Source organism: Pseudomonas putida, assembly GCF_022627325.1.
Taxonomy (GTDB): domain Bacteria; phylum Pseudomonadota; class Gammaproteobacteria; order Pseudomonadales; family Pseudomonadaceae; genus Aquipseudomonas; species Aquipseudomonas putida_X.
Genome location: NZ_JAETZZ010000005.1, coordinates 278398 through 296102, shown reverse-complemented (window position 1 = coordinate 296102; position 17705 = coordinate 278398). Strand labels below are relative to the sequence as shown.

Sequence of the window (17705 nt, the reverse complement as noted above, 5' to 3'; positions counted from 1 at the left end):
GCATGTACAAATTAGAAGTCCAAGACCTGCACAAGCGCTACGGCAGCCATGAAGTGCTCAAGGGTGTGTCCCTGGCGGCCAAGGCAGGCGATGTGATCAGCATCATCGGCTCCAGCGGTTCGGGCAAGTCGACCTTCCTGCGCTGCATCAACCTGCTCGAGCAGCCGCACGCCGGCAAGATCCTGCTCAACAACGAAGAGCTGAAGATGGTCGCCGGCAAGGACGGCGCCCTCAAGGCTGCCGACCCGCGCCAACTGCAGCGCATGCGCTCGCGGCTGTCGATGGTGTTCCAGCACTTCAATCTGTGGTCGCACATGACCGCGCTGGAAAACGTCATCGAGGCGCCGGTGCATGTGCTTGGCGTGAACAAGAAGGAAGCCCTGGAAAAAGCCGAGCACTACCTGGCCAAGGTGGGCGTGGCCCATCGCAAGGATGCTTTCCCGGGGCATATGTCCGGCGGTGAGCAGCAGCGTGTGGCGATTGCCCGGGCGCTGGCCGTGGAGCCGGAGGTGATGTTGTTCGACGAACCGACGTCGGCGCTGGACCCGGAGCTGGTCGGCGATGTGCTGAAGGTCATGCAGGCCCTGGCCCAGGAAGGCCGGACCATGGTGGTGGTGACCCACGAGATGGGCTTTGCCCGCGAAGTGTCCAACCAGCTGGTGTTCCTGCACAAAGGCCTGGTCGAAGAGACGGGCTGCCCGCGCGAAGTGCTGGTCAACCCGCAATCGGAGCGGCTCAAGCAGTTTCTCTCTGGCAGCCTGAAGTAAAGGCTGCACCTTTGCACCAGAATAGGGCATGCTGCGCAGCAGTGCGCAGTCTGCCCTGGCGCCACAGACTCGAACGACTTCAGGTTTCGGACCTTACCCTATGACCACCCAGCGAATCGGTTTTCTCATCTGGCCAAGCACCAAGCCCTTGACGTTGGCGCTGGCGGAGGAAGTATTGCTGGTGGCCCAGCGGGTACATCCTGACGTGGTATACGAGCTGGCCTTTCTCCAGGCCGAGCCTGCGCAGGAAGACGCCTGGCGCCTGCCGGGCGAGCCTTGGAGCGGGCGCCTGGAGGGGTGTCACAAACTGTTCCTGCTCGCTGATGAACTGCCCCAGGCACTGGGGTCGGCGCTGTCCACGGCGCTCAAGCAACTGGCCCGCAGCGGCTGCATCATCGGTGGGCTGTCTGCAGGTGTGTATCCGTTGGCCATGCTCGGCCTGCTCGATGGTTACCGCGCTGCGGTGCATTGGCGCTGGCAAGACGATTTCGCCGAGCGTTTCCCCAAGGTCATCGCCACCAGCCATCTGTTCGATTGGGACCGTGATCGCCTGACCGCCTGCGGCGGTATGGCGGTGACCGATCTGCTGTTGGCGGTGCTGGCACGTGATCACGGGGCCGAGCTGGCGGGTGCGGTTTCCGAGGAGCTGGTGGTCGAGCGCATCCGTGAGGGTGGGGAGCGTCAGCGCATTCCGCTGCAGAACCGCCTCGGCTCCAGCCATCCGAAGCTGACCCAGGCGGTGCTGTTGATGGAAGCCAATATCGAAGAGCCGCTGACCACCGACGAAATCGCTCAGCATGTGTGCGTATCGCGCAGGCAGCTGGAGCGCATCTTCAAGCAGTACCTCAACCGTGTGCCTAGCCAGTACTACCTGGAGCTGCGGCTGAACAAGGCACGGCAGATGCTGATGCAGACCAGCAAATCGATCATCCAGATCGGCCTTTCCTGTGGCTTCTCCTCCGGCCCGCATTTCTCCAGTGCCTACCGCAATTTCTTTGGCGCCACGCCCCGCGAAGACCGTAACCAGCGGCGTAACAGCAGCCCCTTCGAGTTGAGTTCGGCGCCTGCCGAAAAGGGCTGAACGCTGCCCGGTGCACTGCGCCTCTGTCGCCTGCAAGCCAGCGTCCAGGCTGATCGGGTTGCCGCCGGTCCGGTGGCGGCCGGCTTGCCGGTGAGGGCGGCGGTGCAGCCGGCGTATCTTCTTATGTGAACACCCGTTCACCCAGTCCCGCTCTGCCGTTACACTGCGCGATTGCGACAGTGTTTGTCGCATTGCCGAAAGCCTGGGTAAAACTGGGTTTTGCGCTGTAACAAGTTGTCGCTTGGCCGCAAGGACAGGCGCAGATCAGTCCTTACAATCCCCCCATCGCTCGCCACTTCCAGGCCAGCGTTCCTCTTCAGGAGACTCAGATGTCCGTTGAGCAAGCCCCGGTGCAGCGTGCCGATTTCGACCAGGTCATGGTCCCCAACTATTCTCCGGCGGCCTTCATTCCTGTGCGAGGCGAGGGTTCCCGCGTGTGGGACCAGTCGGGCCGCGAGCTCATCGACTTTGCCGGCGGCATCGCGGTGAATGCCTTGGGCCACTGCCATCCGGCACTGGTCAAGGCCCTGACCGAGCAGGCCAATACCCTCTGGCACGTTTCCAACGTCTTCACCAACGAGCCGGCACTGCGCCTGGCGCACAAACTGGTCGACGCCACCTTTGCCGACCGGGCTTTTTTCTGCAACTCAGGCGCCGAATCCAACGAGGCCGCCTTCAAGCTGGCCCGTCGTGTCGCCCATGACCGCTTCGGTCCTGACAAGCACGAAATCATCTCCGCCGTGAACAGCTTCCACGGTCGCACCCTGTTCACCGTCAGCGTCGGCGGTCAGCCGAAGTACTCGGATGGTTTCGGCCCGAAGATCACTGGCATCAGCCATGTGCCCTACAACGATCTGGAAGCGCTGAAGGCTCAGATTTCCGACAAGACCTGCGCCGTGGTGATCGAGCCGATCCAGGGCGAGAGTGGTGTGGTCCCGGCCGACAAGGCGTACCTGGAAGGCGCCCGCAAGCTGTGTGACGAGCACAACGCCCTGCTGATTTTCGATGAAGTGCAGACGGGTGTGGGCCGTACCGGCTCGCTGTACGCCTATCAGCATTACGGTGTGACGCCAGACATCCTGACCAGCGCCAAGAGCCTGGGCGGTGGCTTCCCGATCGGGGCCATGCTCACCACCACGGAGCTTGCCAAGCATCTGGCGGTCGGTACTCACGGCACCACCTATGGCGGTAACCCGTTGGGCTGCGCCGTTGCCTGCGCGGTACTGGACGTGATCAATACCCCAGAAACCCTGGCCGGTATCAAAGCCAAGCACGAGCGCTTCAAGGCGCGTCTGGAGCAGATCGGCCAGAAGGCTGGCCTGTTCTCTCAGGTGCGTGGTGTCGGCCTGTTGATCGGCTGCGTGCTGACCGAAGCCTGGCAGGGCAAGGCCAAGGACATCCTCAATGCCGCCGAGAAAGAAGGCGTGATGGTGCTGCAGGCCGGCCCGGACGTGGTGCGCTTCGCGCCGAGCCTGGTGATCGAAGATGCCGATATCGATGAAGGTCTGGACCGCTTCGAGCGGGCTGTGGCCAAACTGACCCAGGCCTGATTCGCCGGCGGTCCCTTCGCCGGCCCCGTCGGGCCGGCGATAGCAGAATCCCAGTGCGGGCGCGTGCTTGCAGACTCAACACGCGCCCGCCGTTTTTCCGTGCCGCCAGAGCGGCCAGTTTTTCCAAAGGAGTGACACCATGCTGGTGATGCGCCCCGCGCAAATGGCTGATCTGAACGAAGTGCAGCGCATGGCTGCAGACAGCCCCGTTGGTGTCACTTCGCTGCCAGATGACGCTGCCCGTCTGGGCGACAAGATAGCCGCCTCGGAAACGTCGTTCGCTGCCGAAGTCAGTTTCAATGGCGAAGAAAGCTACTTCTTCGTGCTCGAGGACAGTGTCACCGGCAAGCTGGCCGGTTGCTCGGCAATCGTCGCCTCGGCAGGCTACTCCGAGCCTTTCTACAGCTTTCGCAACGAAACCTTCGTGCACGCCTCCCGCGAGCTGAAGATCCACAACAAGATCCACGTGCTGTCGCTGTGCCATGACCTCACCGGCAACAGCCTGCTGACCAGCTTCTATGTCCTGCCTGAACTGGTGAACAGTGGCTGGGCCGAGCTGAATTCGCGTGGTCGCTTGCTGTTCATGGCTTCGCACCCTGAGCGCTTTGCCGACTCGGTGGTCACCGAGATCGTCGGTTACAGCGATGAGCAAGGCGAGTCGCCGTTCTGGGATGCCATAGGGCGCAACTTCTTCGACCTCAACTACGCCCACGCCGAGCGCCTGTGCGGCCTGAAGAGCCGTACTTTCCTCGCCGAACTGATGCCGCACTACCCGATCTACGTACCCCTGCTGCCGGACGCTGCGCAGGAGGCCATGGGGCAGGTGCATCCGCGCGCGCAAATCACGTTCGACATCCTCATGCGTGAGGGCTTCGAGACCGAGCACTACATCGACATCTTCGATGGCGGCCCCACCTTGCATGCGCGTGCCTCGGGCATCCGCTCGATCGCCCAGAGCAGGGTGGTGCCGGTCAAGCTCGAGGAGCTGCCGGCCAAGGGCGGGCGCCCGTACCTGGTGTGCAACGGCCAACTGCAGGATTACCGTGCGGTGCTGGTCGAGCTGGACTGGGTGCCGGGCAAGCCTGTGAGCCTCAGTGCCGAGGCTGCCGAGGCGCTGGGTGTGGGCGAGGGCGCCAGCGTGCGCCTGGTCGCGGTCTGAGGCCTGGGAACAGAGAGTTTTGCGGTAGCCACAGCTGCCGCACAAGGAGATAGCATGATCGTTCGTCCTGTACGCAGCAGCGATTTACCTGCGCTGATCGAGTTGGCACGCAGCACCGGTACCACCGGGCTGACCACCTTGCCGGCCAACGAGGAGCGCCTCGGGCACCGTGTCGGCTGGGCCGAGAAGAGCTTCCGGGGTGAAGCCGAGCGCGGAGACACCGACTACCTGTTCGTGCTGGAGAACGACGAAGGCCTGGTGGTCGGCATCAGTGCCATCGCCGGCGCCGTCGGCCTGCGCGAGCCCTGGTACAACTACCGGGTGGGCCTGACCGTCAGCGCCTCGCAGGAGCTGAACATCTATCGCGAGATCCCCACCCTGTTCCTGGCCAATGACCTGACCGGCAACTCCGAACTGTGCTCGCTGTTTTTGCGCAGTGACCACCGCTCTGGGCTCAATGGCCGCTTGCTGTCGCGGGCGCGCATGCTGTTCATCGCCGAGTTCCCGGAACTGTTCGGCAACAAGATCATTGCCGAAATGCGCGGCATGTCCGACGAGCAGGGCCGTTCGCCGTTCTGGGAGAGCCTTGGCCGGCACTTTTTCAAGATGGAGTTCAGCCAGGCCGACTACCTCACTGGCGTAGGCAACAAGTCGTTCATTGCCGAACTGATGCCCAAGTTCCCGTTGTACACCTGCTTCCTGTCGGAAGCCGCACGCAGCGTGATCGGCCGTGTGCACACCCACACCGAGCCTGCGCTGGCCATGCTCAAGCAGGAAGGCTTCAGCTACCAAGGGTATGTGGACATCTTCGACGCAGGCCCCGCCATCGAGTGCGAAACCTCGAAGATTCGTGCCGTACGCGAGAGCCAGACCTTGGTGCTGGCCGTGGGTACGCCTGGCGATGACGCAACCCCTTACATCATCCATAACCGCAAGCGCGATGACTGCCGTATCACTGCCGCGCCCGCACGCCTGGCGGCGGGCACCCTGGTGGTCGACCCGCTGACCGCCAAGCGCCTGCGCATGGGCGCGGGTGACAACGTGCGCGCCGTGCCGCTGTCGGCAAGCCGGGAGGCCCAGTAAATGACCACGCATTACATCGCCGGCAGCTGGCAGGCCGGCCAGGGTGAAACCCTGCAGTCGCTCAACCCGGTCACGCAAGCCGTTGTCTGGCAAGGGCAGGGCGCCGATGCCGGCCAGGTCGAGGCTGCCGTACAGGCTGCGCGTCAGGCTTTTCCAGCCTGGGCGCAACTGAGCCTGGAGGCGCGCATCGACGTACTGGAAAAGTTCGCCGAACAGCTGAAGCAGCATTCCCAGGCGCTGGCTCACTGCATTGGCGAGGAAACCGGCAAGCCGCTGTGGGAGTCGGCTACCGAAGTGAGCAGCATGGTCAACAAGGTCGCGATCTCGATACAGAGCTACCGCGAGCGCACGGGCGAGAAAAGCGGCCCGCTGGCAGAGGCTACCGCGGTACTGCGGCACAAGCCCCACGGAGTGGTGGCAGTATTCGGCCCCTACAATTTCCCCGGCCATTTGCCCAATGGGCACATCGTTCCGGCACTGCTGGCGGGTAACTGTGTAGTGTTCAAGCCCAGCGAGCTGACCCCCAAGGTCGCTGAGCTGACCGTCAATTGCTGGATCGCCGCGGGCCTGCCTGCCGGCGTGCTGAACCTGGTGCAGGGCGCGCGCGATACGGGGGTGGCGCTGGCTGCCAACCCGGGTATCGATGGCTTGTTCTTCACAGGCTCCAGCCGCACCGGCAACTTGCTTCATCAGCAGTTTGCCGGCCGTCCGGACAAGATCCTTGCCCTGGAAATGGGCGGCAACAACCCATTGCTGGTGGATGAGGTCAAGGACCTCGATGCGGCGGTGTACACGATCATCCAGTCGGCGTTCATCTCCGCTGGCCAGCGCTGCACCTGCGCTCGACGCCTGCTGGTGCCGCAGGGCGCCTGGGGCGATGCGCTGCTCGCGCGGTTGGTCGAGGTGTGCAAAGGCATCACGGTCGGCGCTTTCGATCAGCAGCCGGCACCTTTCATGGGTTCGGTCATTTCGCTGCAGGCTGCGCAGGTGCTGATCGCGGCCCAGGCTGAGCTGCTCGCCAAAGGCGCCACCCCGTTGCTGGAGATGACCCAGCCCCAAGCCGATGCCGCATTGCTGACCCCGGGCATCATTGATGTCACTGCCGTGACCGACCGGCCCGACGAAGAATTTTTCGGCCCGCTGCTGCAGGTGATTCGTTACGCGGACTTCGATGCCGCCATCGATGAGGCCAACAACACCCAGTACGGCCTGGCGGCTGGCCTGCTGTCCGACTCCCGTGCCCGCTACCAGTACTTCTGGCTGCGCAGCCGCGCCGGCATCGTCAACTGGAACAAGCAACTGACCGGTGCCGCCAGCAGCGCGCCATTCGGGGGGGTAGGCGCCAGTGGCAACCATCGCGCCAGCGCCTATTACGCCGCCGACTACTGCGCTTACCCCGTGGCTTCGCTGGAGACTGCCAGCCTTGCCCTGCCGGCGACCCTGACGCCGGGCGTCACCCTATAACAACAGGTCACGGAGCCTAGCCGATGAAATCCTATGAAGTGAATTTTGATGGCCTGGTGGGGCCTACCCACAATTACGGCGGCCTGTCCTACGGTAACGTGGCTTCGCAGAGCAACAGCCAGCAGGCCTCGAACCCGCGTGAAGCGGCGCGCCAAGGCCTGGCCAAGATGAAAGCGCTGGCCGATATGGGCTTCAAGCAGGGCGTGCTGGCGCCGCAGGAGCGCCCGGACGTGGCCGCTCTGCGTCGTCTGGGCTTCAGCGGTAGCGATGCCGAAGTGATCCGGCGCGCCGCCAAAGAGGCCATGCCGCTGTTGGTCGCCAGCTGTTCGGCATCGAGCATGTGGGTGGCCAACGCGGCCACCGTCAGCCCCAGCGCCGACACCGCGGATGGCCGCGTGCATTTCACCGCTGCCAACCTCAACTGCAAGTACCACCGCAGCATCGAGCATCCGACCACCAGCCGTGTGCTGGCTGCCATGTTCAGCAATGAGCAGCACTTTGCCCATCACCCGGCGCTGCCTGCCGTGGCGCAGTTCGGCGACGAGGGCGCGGCCAACCATACGCGCTTCTGCCGCAGCTACGGCGAGGCGGGCGTCGAGTTTTTCGTCTATGGTCGCAGCGCGTTCGACGGCCGTTATCCCGCGCCGCAGAAGTATCCGGCACGCCAGACCCTGGAAGCCTCACAGGCCGTGGCACGGCTTCATGGTCTGAGCGATGACGGTGTGGTCTACGCTCAACAGAACCCATCGGTGATCGATCAGGGTGTATTCCACAACGATGTGATTTCGGTGGGCAATGGCGAGGTGCTGTTCTACCACGAAGATGCTTTCCTCGAGACTGACGCGGTGCTTGGCCAGCTGCAAGCTAAACTGGCCAGCAAGGGTGGCAACTTCCAGGCCATCCGTGTACCACGGGCAGCGGTGGCGGTAGAGGATGCGGTGCGTTCCTACCTGTTCAACAGCCAACTGCTCAGCCGCGACGACGGCTCGATGCTGCTGGTGGTGCCGGAGGAGTGCCGCAACAATGAGCGGGTCTGGGCGTACTTGCAGCAACTGACCCGCCAGGGTGGCGCGGTGAAGGAGGTCAAGGTGTTCGACCTCAAGCAAAGCATGCAGAACGGCGGCGGCCCGGCATGCCTGCGCTTGCGCGTGGCTTTGAAGGAATCGGAACTAGCGGCGGTCAATCCAGGCGTTATCATGACCGCCCCGCTGTACGACACACTGCTGCAGTGGGTCGACAAGCACTACCGCGACCGCCTGGGCGAAGCGGACCTTGCCGACCCGCAGTTGCTGGTCGAATGCCGTACGGCGCTGGATGAGTTGACCCAGATTCTGAAGTTGGGCTCGGTGTATCCGTTCCAACGCCAACCTTGAAGAGAGACTTTTGTAATGACCGACGCCCTGCGCCTGATCCTTGAAGATGTAGACGGCACCCAGCTGGAAACTTCCTGCACCCGCTTTGCCGTTGTCTGGCAGGGCAAGGAAGTGTGGATTCAGCAAGACGGCCGTGGCCAATTGCTGATCGGTGTCGACGTCGATGAGAACGACACCGAGTACGCCAACCTGCTCCTGCGCCCGATGGCTACCAACCTGGTCAGCCTGCAACTGGAGATGGAGCCGGCAGAAGTCGGTGAAGACGATGACCACGTCCATGGCCCCGACTGCGGCCACGACCACTAAGGAAGCGCCTATGCTCGCCCTTGGCAAATTGCTTGAGCTGACCCTGACCGATCACGAGCCGGCCGAGAAGACCCAAGTTACACCTAAGGGCGTGCGTTTACGCTGGCTGGGGGAGGGCGCACTCGAGGTGCGTCCGCCCGAAGGCGACGATTGCGGGCTGGACCTGCTGTTGTCGGCCGGTATTCATGGCAATGAAACAGCGCCGATCGAATTGCTCGAACGGCTGCTGCACGGCGTGGCCAATGGCAAGATCAAGCCGCGTTCGCGAGTGATGTTCCTGTTCGGCAACCCAGCGGCGATTCGCAAGGGCGAGCGCTTCATCGAGCAGGACATCAACCGCCTGTTCAATGGTCGTCACGAGCTTTCCAGTGGTTTCGAGGCACTGCGTGCCGCGGAGCTTGAGCAGTTCGCCCGGGTGTTCTTCAGCAAGCCTGAGCGTACCCGTCTGCACTACGACCTGCACACCGCCATTCGTGGCTCCAAGATAGAGCAGTTTGCCCTTTACCCCTATAAAGAGGGGCGCAAGCATTCCCGCCGTGAGCTGGCTCGGCTGGCTGCTGCAGGCATGGAGGCGGTGCTGCTGCAGAGCAAGTCATCGATCACCTTCAGTGCGTTCACCTATGAGCAGCTGGATGCCGAAGCATTTACCTTGGAGCTGGGCAAGGCGCGGCCGTTCGGGCAGAACGAGCAGGTCAACCTCGACAAGCTGGAGCAGCGCCTGATCCAGATCATCGAAGGCGATGAGCCTGAGGCCGGGGAGTCGCTCGATGGTCTTAAACTGTTCAGTGTGGCTCGCGAGATCATCAAGCACAGTGAGGGCTTTCGCCTGCATCTGCCGGCGGATATCGAGAACTTCTCCGAGCTGAGCAAAGGTTATCTGCTGGCCGAGGACCTGGCTGAAATGCGCTGGGTGGTGGAGGAGGAGGGTGCGCGGATCATCTTCCCCAACCCCAAGGTCAAGAACGGGCTGCGCGCCGGGATTCTCATCGTCCCGGATTCAGGACAGCGTCTGGGCTGAGTTTGCGCAGTGCCTGGCAGGAGCGGCCTTGTTGTCGCCAAAGGGCGCTTCTGCCAAGGCCGGTCGTCGCTGAACCTTGCCCATGACAATCATTTAATTCACCGCCTGTTCCATTTTCCCTTCCCTTGAGCGGTAATAGGCTTGCCAGCGGCAAAAGCCTGCATTTAGCATCCGGTCATGTCATTTTCGTTTGCACGCGCTTCAAAAGCCGTCCAATCGACGTTTTGCATCGCATAAACACACTGCACCGAGATTGCAGGACCGATATAATGCGGCCCTTTGCCGTCGTTTCGTCGACGCGTTTGCCCCCAGGGGCCGTCGTTTCCGTGGAAGAACCTATGAAAAGCGCAGAAATCCGTGAAGCCTTCCTTCGCTTCTTCGAAGAGCAGGGCCATACCCGAGTCGCCTCCAGTTCGCTGATTCCGAACAACGACCCGACCCTGCTGTTCACCAACGCAGGCATGAACCAGTTCAAGGACTGCTTCCTCGGTGCCGAGAAGCGCGCCTACACCCGTGCGGTCAGCAGCCAGAAGTGCGTGCGCGCCGGTGGCAAGCATAACGACCTGGAAAACGTCGGTTACACCGCGCGTCACCACACCTTCTTCGAGATGCTGGGCAACTTCAGCTTCGGCGACTATTTCAAGCGCGATGCGATCACTTTCGCCTGGACCTTCCTGACCTCCGACAAGTGGCTGAACCTGCCCAAGGAGAAGCTCTGGGTCACCGTCTACGCCAGCGACGACGAAGCCTACGACATCTGGACCAAGGAAGTCGGCGTGCCGGCCGAGCGCATGGTGCGTATTGGTGACAACAAAGGCGCCCCGTACGCCTCCGACAACTTCTGGACCATGGGCGATACCGGCCCGTGCGGCCCTTGCACCGAGATCTTCTACGACCACGGTGCCGATATCTGGGGCGGCCCACCCGGTTCCCCGGAAGAAGACGGCGACCGCTACATCGAGATCTGGAACAACGTCTTCATGCAGTTCAACCGTACGGCCGATGGCGTGCTGCACCCGCTGCCAGCGCCGTCGGTGGACACCGGCATGGGCCTGGAGCGCATCAGTGCGGTCATGCAGCACGTGCACTCGAACTACGAGATCGACCTGTTCCAGAACCTGCTGAGCGCTGCGGCCAAGGCCATCGGCTGCAGCAACGACGGCCAGGCTTCGCTGAAAGTCGTGGCAGACCACATCCGCTCTTGCGGCTTCCTGATCGCAGACGGCGTGCTGCCGTCCAACGAAGGCCGTGGCTACGTGCTGCGCCGCATCATTCGTCGCGCCTGCCGTCACGGTAACAAGCTGGGTGCCAAGGGCAGCTTCTTCTACCAGATCGTCGCAGCCCTGGCTGCCGAGATGGGCGAGGCGTTCCCCGAGCTCAAGAGCCAGCAGGCCCACATCGAGCGCGTGCTCAAGGCCGAAGAAGAACAGTTCGCCAAGACCCTCGAACAGGGCCTGCGCATCCTCGAGCAGGACCTTGCCCAGCTCAAGGGCGACGTCGTGCCGGGTGACGTGGTGTTCAAGCTCTACGACACCTACGGCTTCCCGATGGACCTGACCGCCGACATCGCCCGTGAGCGCGAGCTGACCATCGATGAAGCGGGCTTCGAGCGCGAGATGGATGCCCAGCGTGAGCGTGCCCGTTCGGCCAGTGCCTTCGGCATGGATTACAACAGCCTGGTCAAGGTCGACACCGCCACCGATTTCGTCGGGTACAACGCCACCGAAGGTCAGGGCAAGGTCATTGCCCTGTACAAGGACGGCCAGTCAGTCGACCAATTGGGCGAGGGCGAGCAGGGCGTCGTGGTGCTGGACCGCACCCCGTTCTATGCCGAGTCCGGTGGCCAGGTCGGCGATACCGGCTACCTGCAGTCCGGCGCCGTGCGCTTTGACGTGCAAGACACCACCAAGACCGGCGGCGCTTTCCTGCACCATGGTGTGGTGGCCAGCGGCGCGCTGCTGATCGGTTCTCCGGTCGAAGCCAAGGTCGATGCCGAAGTACAGCACGCCACCTCGCTGAACCACTCGGCCACGCACCTGCTGCACGAAGCGTTGCGCCAGGTGTTGGGCGAGCATGTGCAGCAGAAGGGCTCGCTGGTCGACAGCCAGCGTCTGCGTTTCGACTTCAGCCATTTCGAGGCGGTGACGCCTGCGCAGATCAAGGCGCTGGAAGATATCGTCAACCGCGAAGTGCGCAAGAACACTCCGGTGGAAACTGAAGTTACCGATATCGAAACCGCCAAGCGCAAGGGCGCGATGGCGCTGTTCGGCGAGAAGTACGGCGATACCGTGCGCGTGCTGAGCATGGGTGGCGATTTCTCCGTCGAGCTGTGCGGCGGTATCCACGCCAAGCGCACCGGCGATATCAGCCTGTTCAAGATCATCAGCGAAGGCGGCGTGGCCTCTGGCGTGCGCCGTATCGAAGCGGTGACCGGCGCTGCTGCACTGGCCTACCTGAACGCTGCCGAAGAGCAGGTCAAGGAAGCCGCGCAGCTGGTCAAGGGCAACCGTGACAACCTGATCGACAAGCTGTCGGCTGTGCTCGAGCGCAATCGTCAGCTTGAGAAGCAGCTGGAACAGCTGCAGGCCAAGGCCGCCAGCGCCGCAGGGGACGATCTCTCCAATGCGGCTGTTGAGGTCAAGGGTGCCAAGGTCCTCGCCGCCCGCCTGGATGGGCAGGATGGCAAGGCCCTGTTGGCCCTGGTCGATCAGTTGAAGAACAAGCTCGGCCACGCAGTGATCCTGCTGGGCAGCGAGCATGAGGGCAAGGTCGTGCTGGTGGCCGGCGTGACCAAAGACCTCTCCAGCCAACTCAAGGCTGGTGACCTGATGAAACAAGCCGCTGCGGCAGTGGGTGGCAAGGGCGGTGGCCGTCCGGACATGGCTCAGGGCGGTGGCGTCGACGTCGCTGCGCTGGACCAGGCCCTGGCGCTGGCCGTGCCGTTCGCAGAGCAGGGACTTTGAGATGGAGGGGCCGATGGTCTAGTCATCGGCCCCTCCATGTTGGATGGTTTTTTTGAGGCCCGGTATGGGCTGAGGCACCATTGAAATGGCGTTGATCGTACAGAAATTTGGCGGTACCTCTGTCGGTTCCATCGAGCGGATCGAGCAGGTTGCCGACAAGGTCAAGAAACACCGTGAAGCGGGCGACGACCTGGTGGTTGTGCTGTCGGCCATGAGTGGCGAAACCAATCGCCTGATCGACCTGGCCAAGCAGATCACCGATCAGCCGGTTCCGCGTGAGCTGGACGTGATCGTGTCCACCGGTGAGCAGGTCACCATTGCCCTGCTGGCCATGGCCTTGATCAAGCGTGGTGTGCCGGCGGTGTCCTACACCGGCAACCAGGTGCGCATCCTCACCGACAGCGCGCACAATAAAGCACGCATCCTGCAGATCGACGACCAGAAGATTCGCGCCGACCTCAAGGCCGGGCGCGTGGTGGTTGTAGCCGGTTTCCAGGGCGTTGACGAGCACGGCAGCATCACCACCCTGGGCCGCGGCGGCTCCGATACCACGGGCGTGGCCCTGGCGGCCGCGCTCAAGGCTGACGAGTGCCAGATCTACACCGACGTCGATGGCGTGTACACCACCGACCCGCGCGTCGTGCCACAGGCGCGCCGCCTGGAGAAGATCACCTTCGAAGAGATGCTGGAAATGGCCAGCCTCGGCTCCAAGGTGCTGCAGATCCGCTCGGTGGAGTTCGCCGGCAAGTACAACGTTCCGCTGCGCGTGCTGCACAGCTTCAAGGAGGGTCCAGGTACCCTCATTACCATTGATGAAGAGGAATCCATGGAACAGCCGATCATTTCCGGTATCGCCTTCAACCGTGATGAAGCCAAGCTGACCATTCGCGGCGTGCCGGACACCCCGGGCGTCGCTTTCAAGATCCTCGGCCCGATCAGCGCTTCGAACATCGAAGTGGACATGATCGTGCAGAACGTTTCGCACGATAACACCACCGACTTCACCTTCACCGTGCACCGCAACGAGTACGAGAAGGCTCACAGCGTGCTGGAAAACACCGCACGTGAAATCGGTGCCCGCGAAGTGATCGGTGATACCAAGATCGCCAAGGTGTCGATCGTCGGTGTTGGCATGCGTTCCCACGCGGGTGTTGCCAGCCGCATGTTCGAAGCCCTGGCCAAGGAGAGCATCAACATCCAGATGATCTCCACGTCCGAGATCAAGGTGTCGGTCGTCATCGAAGAGAAGTACCTGGAGCTGGCCGTTCGCGCGCTGCATACCGCGTTCGAGCTTGACGCTCCGGCCCGACAGGGCGAGTAAGGCGTTGCCTTGAGGGGCGCGGCTTGCCGCGCCCTTCGCGTTTCTGCGCGTCACGCAGGCCCTGTCCTGCCAGCGTGACGTGCTACGGAGCCCTGTGTCGTCGTCCACGGCCAGGCCCTGTTGTTCCCAGACTGTTATCCCTGAATGTCTTGCGTAAGGAGAAAGCTATGTTGATTCTGACTCGTCGGTGCGCCGAGAGCCTGATCATTGGAGATGGCGAGATCACCGTGACGGTGCTCGGCGTCAAAGGAAACCAGGTGCGTATCGGCGTCAGCGCGCCCAAGGAAGTGGCCGTTCACCGCGAGGAAATCTACCTGCGGATCAAGAAAGAGAAGGATGAGGAGCCAAGCCTTTAATTTTTTTGAAGTTTTTTTCAAAAAAAGGGTTGCAAACGAGGAAGAGCCTGTTTAATATTCGCCTCGTGTTGCGGTGAGGTGGCCGAGTGGCCGAAGGCGCTCCCCTGCTAAGGGAGTATACCTCATAAGGGTATCGGGGGTTCGAATCCCCCCTTCACCGCCATTATTCGCTTAGGGCGCTGTAATCGGTAAGAACGCTAAGTCGTTGAATTTAAACGAAAAAATTCTTGCAAAAATGTTTCAGCGACCTATAATGCGCGGCAAGACACGGACTCATAGCTCAGCTGGATAGAGTACTCGGCTACGAACCGAGCGGTCGGAGGTTCGAATCCTCCTGAGTCCGCCACTTTTGAAGTGGCTTTGCTTACAAAGCTGCTTCAAGCAACCAGTGGTAATCTGGTCTAAAACTACCAATTACGGACTCATAGCTCAGCTGGATAGAGTACTCGGCTACGAACCGAGCGGTCGGAGGTTCGAATCCTCCTGAGTCCGCCACTTTTGAAGTGGCTCTGCTTGCAAAGCGGCTTCAGTCAGCCAGTGGTAATCTGGCCTAAAACTACCAACCACGGACTCATAGCTCAGCTGGATAGAGTACTCGGCTACGAACCGAGCGGTCGGAGGTTCGAATCCTCCTGAGTCCGCCACATATCAAGAAGCCCGCTCAATTGAGCGGGCTTTTTGTTGTGCGCCGTTCACTGATTTATCAGTGATGCCCGCTAGACTGAAAATCAACCCGCCCGACACTCCTTTGCGCCGCATGTGTTTTTTCGCTGGCTCGTGCCGTCGCACACATGGCTTCGAGCGTTGTCATAGCTTTATCGCGCAAACGATTGTTCTGGCCAAAAATTTAAGCGATCTGACAGCTTAGGCAGTGTATGATTGCGCCCGTCAGCCCCGCCGGGGCTTGTGGAATACCACCATGGACTTACCCAGTAGTTACTCGTTAACAAGATTCTCACAGCCTGATCTGACCGATTGATTCCCCCGGCGTGCTCCGCTGCTGGGAGTGGAGTTCGCCTATGACTGAAGTAGAAGTAAAGAAAGCGCAAGAGAGCCTGCAGGATCGCCTGGCCCAGGTGGTCGAACTGTTGCAGCGTCAGCGCGTCGTTGAAGACCTGACCCATCGTCAGGAAGGTCATCACCACGACCTGGTGGAAAACCTCGTCCACCGTCAAAACCTCGTCGAGTTGCAGCGTAAGCTCGACGACCTGCACCCCGCAGATATCGCCTATATCCTCGAAGCTTTGCCCCTGGAAGCCCGCCTGACGGTCTGGCAGCTGGTGCGCTCGGATCGTGACGGCGACATCTTGCTTGAGGTTTCCGACTCGGTTCGTCAATCGCTGATCGCCGACATGGACGATCACGAGATCCTCGCTGCGGCCAAGGAAATGGACGCCGACGAGCTGGCGGACCTGGCGCCGGAATTGCCGCGTGATGTCGTCCACGAGCTGATGGAAAGCCTCGATGCCCAACAGCGTGAGCGTGTGCGCTCGGCGTTGAGCTACGACGAGGAGCAGGTCGGTGCGCTGATGGACTTCGAGATGGTGACCATCCGTGAAGACGTCAGCCTGGAAGTGGTTCTGCGTTACCTGCGCCGCCTTAAAGAGCTGCCCAACCACACTGACAAACTGTTCGTGGTCGACTACGACGGCATCCTCAAAGGTGTGTTGCCGATCAAGCGCCTGTTGGTCAACGACCCGGACAAGAAGGTCGCGGAGGTCATGGCGGTTGATCCGGTGTCCTTCCACCCCGACGAAGATGCCTACGACGCTGCGCAGGCTTTCGAGCGTTACGACCTGGTTTCGGCGCCAGTTGTGGACAAGAGCGACCGCCTGATCGGCCGTTTGACCATCGATGAGATGGTCGACCTGATTCGTGAAGAGAGCGAGAGCGAAGTGCTCAACATGGCGGGTCTGCGCGAGGAGGAAGACATCTTCGCCTCGGTCTGGCGTTCATTGCGCAACCGTTGGGCCTGGCTGGCGATCAACCTGATAACTGCGTTTCTGGCCTCGCGGGTGATCGGCTTGTTCGAGGGCTCGATCGAGAAGCTCGTGGCCCTGGCGGCGCTGATGCCGATCGTGGCGGGTATTGGCGGCAACTCCGGCAACCAGACCATTACCATGATCGTTCGCGCCATGGCGTTGGACCAAGTGTCGCCAGGCAATACCAGCCGCCTTATGCGCAAAGAGCTGGCGGTATCGCTGCTCAATGGCCTGATCTGGGGTGGGGTGATCGGTGCTGTGGCGTTCTGGCTGTATGACAGTTGGTCACTGGGGTTGGTCATGACTGCGGCCATGACGTTGAACCTGTTGCTGGCAGCGCTCATGGGGGTATTGATCCCGATGACCCTGACGCGCCTGGGGCGCGACCCTGCCATGGGGTCCAGCGTGATGATCACTGCCGTGACCGACAGTGGTGGCTTCTTCATCTTCCTGGGGCTGGCTACGCTGTTCCTGCTGTGATGGTGCAGGTGTGTGCGCCGCCCGTGCGGCGCTGGATACCCAGGCCGCCAGGGCGATCAAGGCATGTGCCCGGCCGGATCACCACCGACCAGTGAACAACCCAAAAAAAAGCCAGCTTACGCTGGCTTTTTTATTTTTGCTGCGCGCCTCAGGAGGCGTCGGCTGCCATTTCCACATCGTGAGCGATGAGGGCGACCAGCGCGTTCTGCTGTCGGTGGGACAACTGGCGGAAGCGTTGCAGCAACTCGCGCTCATGCAGGGACAGTTCGGGGCTGTCCAGGCGCATGCTCAGCTCGTCGCCCAGCGCACCTTCCTGGATAAGACTCTGCTCCAGGCGTGCGATGATCTCGGAGTTCATGCTGCGGTGATGATTGCGCGCTACCTCGGCAATGCGCTCACGCATTCCGTCTGGCAGGCGGACGACAAACTTGTCAGCGGTGCGGCTCGAATAAATAGCCTGTTTCATTGGGCGCATATAAATTAACCGGTTTTTGGTTCAGGGGAAGCGGTTCACAAATTGGCCGCACGGGATGCTGGTACGACCGTGGCGACGACAAAATGTTCAACCGCCTGGAAAATTTGGTGCTCATCTTGCCTCAAGGTCGCCGTTTCCTTGGCGTCAATTCTGTGACAAATAGTGATCTCGGTAAAGGCTTTTTGCCAGTACCAATTATCAGAAATGAGTACTGGTTGGAAAAGTTTTGCATTTCCAGGCTCGCCTTACCGTCAGCCCTCTGCCGTCAAAAACCCGTAAAACGCGGCAAAGGGTAGAGAAAACCCTTAAAATGCGCGGGTTTCCTTC

At 61.5% G+C, this 17705-nt stretch carries 15 protein-coding genes and 4 tRNA genes; 18 read left to right on the top strand and 1 reads right to left on the bottom strand.

What is annotated here, in order from left to right; all coding sequences use genetic code 11:
- Window positions 1–2: 2 nt before the first annotated feature.
- The 17 genes from JNA92_RS10700 to mgtE all read left to right on the top strand — a co-directional run bounded on the left by JNA92_RS10700 (window position 3) and on the right by mgtE (window position 16903).
- Entirely contained in the window at window positions 3–767 is a 765-nt protein-coding gene (locus JNA92_RS10700) for an ABC transporter ATP-binding protein (protein ID WP_241804634.1), read from the top strand.
- A 100-nt stretch (window positions 768–867) separates the two neighbouring features.
- Window positions 868–1848: a transcriptional regulator ArgR gene (argR, locus tag JNA92_RS10695; protein WP_241804633.1), complete on the top strand. Its 981-nt coding sequence runs from the start codon at window positions 868–870 to the stop codon at window positions 1846–1848.
- A 329-nt stretch (window positions 1849–2177) separates the two neighbouring features.
- On the top strand, window positions 2178–3398 hold the full coding sequence (locus JNA92_RS10690) for an aspartate aminotransferase family protein (protein WP_241804632.1): 1221 nt from the start codon (window positions 2178–2180) through the stop codon (window positions 3396–3398).
- A 139-nt stretch (window positions 3399–3537) separates the two neighbouring features.
- Window positions 3538–4557: an arginine/ornithine succinyltransferase subunit alpha gene (gene aruF, locus JNA92_RS10685; protein WP_039602670.1), complete on the top strand. Its 1020-nt coding sequence runs from the start codon at window positions 3538–3540 to the stop codon at window positions 4555–4557.
- A gap of 54 nt (window positions 4558–4611) precedes the next feature.
- The gene (gene astA, locus JNA92_RS10680; RefSeq protein WP_241804631.1) at window positions 4612–5640 is read left to right on the top strand and encodes an arginine N-succinyltransferase; all 1029 of its coding nucleotides are present in this window, start codon (window positions 4612–4614) and stop codon (window positions 5638–5640) included.
- Window positions 5641–7104, top strand: a complete 1464-nt coding sequence (astD, locus tag JNA92_RS10675) for a succinylglutamate-semialdehyde dehydrogenase (RefSeq protein ID WP_241804630.1) — start codon at window positions 5641–5643, stop codon at window positions 7102–7104.
- Window positions 7105–7127: 23 nt separating this feature from the next.
- The gene (gene astB / locus JNA92_RS10670; protein WP_241804629.1) at window positions 7128–8477 is read left to right on the top strand and encodes an N-succinylarginine dihydrolase; all 1350 of its coding nucleotides are present in this window, start codon (window positions 7128–7130) and stop codon (window positions 8475–8477) included.
- Window positions 8478–8492: 15 nt separating this feature from the next.
- Window positions 8493–8783 carry a hypothetical protein gene (locus JNA92_RS10665; RefSeq protein WP_039602667.1) on the top strand — a complete coding sequence of 97 codons (291 nt, stop codon included), beginning with the start codon at window positions 8493–8495 and terminating at the stop codon, window positions 8781–8783.
- A 10-nt stretch (window positions 8784–8793) separates the two neighbouring features.
- The gene (astE, locus tag JNA92_RS10660; protein ID WP_241804628.1) at window positions 8794–9801 is read left to right on the top strand and encodes a succinylglutamate desuccinylase; all 1008 of its coding nucleotides are present in this window, start codon (window positions 8794–8796) and stop codon (window positions 9799–9801) included.
- A gap of 338 nt (window positions 9802–10139) precedes the next feature.
- A complete protein-coding gene (alaS, locus tag JNA92_RS10655) occupies window positions 10140–12764 on the top strand; it encodes an alanine--tRNA ligase (RefSeq protein ID WP_241804627.1) in 2625 nt (874 codons plus the stop codon).
- Window positions 12765–12849: 85 nt separating this feature from the next.
- A complete protein-coding gene (locus tag JNA92_RS10650) occupies window positions 12850–14085 on the top strand; it encodes an aspartate kinase (RefSeq protein WP_241804626.1) in 1236 nt (411 codons plus the stop codon).
- 167 nt (window positions 14086–14252) lie between these two features.
- Window positions 14253–14441: a carbon storage regulator CsrA gene (gene csrA / locus JNA92_RS10645; RefSeq protein WP_003254503.1), complete on the top strand. Its 189-nt coding sequence runs from the start codon at window positions 14253–14255 to the stop codon at window positions 14439–14441.
- A 72-nt stretch (window positions 14442–14513) separates the two neighbouring features.
- Window positions 14514–14604 (top strand) — tRNA-Ser (locus tag JNA92_RS10640).
- A 106-nt stretch (window positions 14605–14710) separates the two neighbouring features.
- A tRNA-Arg gene (locus tag JNA92_RS10635) sits at window positions 14711–14787 on the top strand.
- Window positions 14788–14859: 72 nt separating this feature from the next.
- Window positions 14860–14936, top strand: a tRNA-Arg gene (locus JNA92_RS10630).
- A gap of 72 nt (window positions 14937–15008) precedes the next feature.
- Window positions 15009–15085, top strand: a tRNA-Arg gene (locus tag JNA92_RS10625).
- 375 nt (window positions 15086–15460) lie between these two features.
- The gene (gene mgtE / locus JNA92_RS10620; RefSeq protein ID WP_241804625.1) at window positions 15461–16903 is read left to right on the top strand and encodes a magnesium transporter; all 1443 of its coding nucleotides are present in this window, start codon (window positions 15461–15463) and stop codon (window positions 16901–16903) included.
- A 148-nt stretch (window positions 16904–17051) separates the two neighbouring features.
- Here mgtE and JNA92_RS10615 read toward each other — a convergent pair whose 3' ends face one another.
- Entirely contained in the window at window positions 17052–17378 is a 327-nt protein-coding gene (locus JNA92_RS10615; protein ID WP_003254499.1) for an Arc family DNA-binding protein, read from the bottom strand.
- A gap of 83 nt (window positions 17379–17461) precedes the next feature.
- On the opposite strand from JNA92_RS10615, the gene JNA92_RS10610 reads away from it, so the two are divergent.
- On the top strand, window positions 17462–17674 hold the full coding sequence (locus JNA92_RS10610; RefSeq protein WP_347269617.1) for a hypothetical protein: 213 nt from the start codon (window positions 17462–17464) through the stop codon (window positions 17672–17674).
- The last annotated feature ends 31 nt before the right edge of the window (window positions 17675–17705 follow it).

Coding starts and splice junctions, on each gene's coding strand:
- astD (WP_241804630.1), top strand. CDS start 5,641: ATGACCACGCATTACATCGCCGGCAGCTGGCAGGCCGGCCAGGGTGAA.
- JNA92_RS10650 (WP_241804626.1), top strand. CDS start 12,850: ATGGCGTTGATCGTACAGAAATTTGGCGGTACCTCTGTCGGTTCCATC.
- JNA92_RS10665 (WP_039602667.1), top strand. CDS start 8,493: ATGACCGACGCCCTGCGCCTGATCCTTGAAGATGTAGACGGCACCCAG.
- astB (WP_241804629.1), top strand. CDS start 7,128: ATGAAATCCTATGAAGTGAATTTTGATGGCCTGGTGGGGCCTACCCAC.
- mgtE (WP_241804625.1), top strand. CDS start 15,461: ATGACTGAAGTAGAAGTAAAGAAAGCGCAAGAGAGCCTGCAGGATCGC.
- astA (WP_241804631.1), top strand. CDS start 4,612: ATGATCGTTCGTCCTGTACGCAGCAGCGATTTACCTGCGCTGATCGAG.
- alaS (WP_241804627.1), top strand. CDS start 10,140: ATGAAAAGCGCAGAAATCCGTGAAGCCTTCCTTCGCTTCTTCGAAGAG.
- aruF (WP_039602670.1), top strand. CDS start 3,538: ATGCTGGTGATGCGCCCCGCGCAAATGGCTGATCTGAACGAAGTGCAG.
- csrA (WP_003254503.1), top strand. CDS start 14,253: ATGTTGATTCTGACTCGTCGGTGCGCCGAGAGCCTGATCATTGGAGAT.
- JNA92_RS10700 (WP_241804634.1), top strand. CDS start 3: ATGTACAAATTAGAAGTCCAAGACCTGCACAAGCGCTACGGCAGCCAT.
- JNA92_RS10615 (WP_003254499.1), bottom strand. CDS start 17,378: ATGCGCCCAATGAAACAGGCTATTTATTCGAGCCGCACCGCTGACAAG.
- astE (WP_241804628.1), top strand. CDS start 8,794: ATGCTCGCCCTTGGCAAATTGCTTGAGCTGACCCTGACCGATCACGAG.
- JNA92_RS10610 (WP_347269617.1), top strand. CDS start 17,462: ATGTTCAACCGCCTGGAAAATTTGGTGCTCATCTTGCCTCAAGGTCGC.
- JNA92_RS10690 (WP_241804632.1), top strand. CDS start 2,178: ATGTCCGTTGAGCAAGCCCCGGTGCAGCGTGCCGATTTCGACCAGGTC.
- argR (WP_241804633.1), top strand. CDS start 868: ATGACCACCCAGCGAATCGGTTTTCTCATCTGGCCAAGCACCAAGCCC.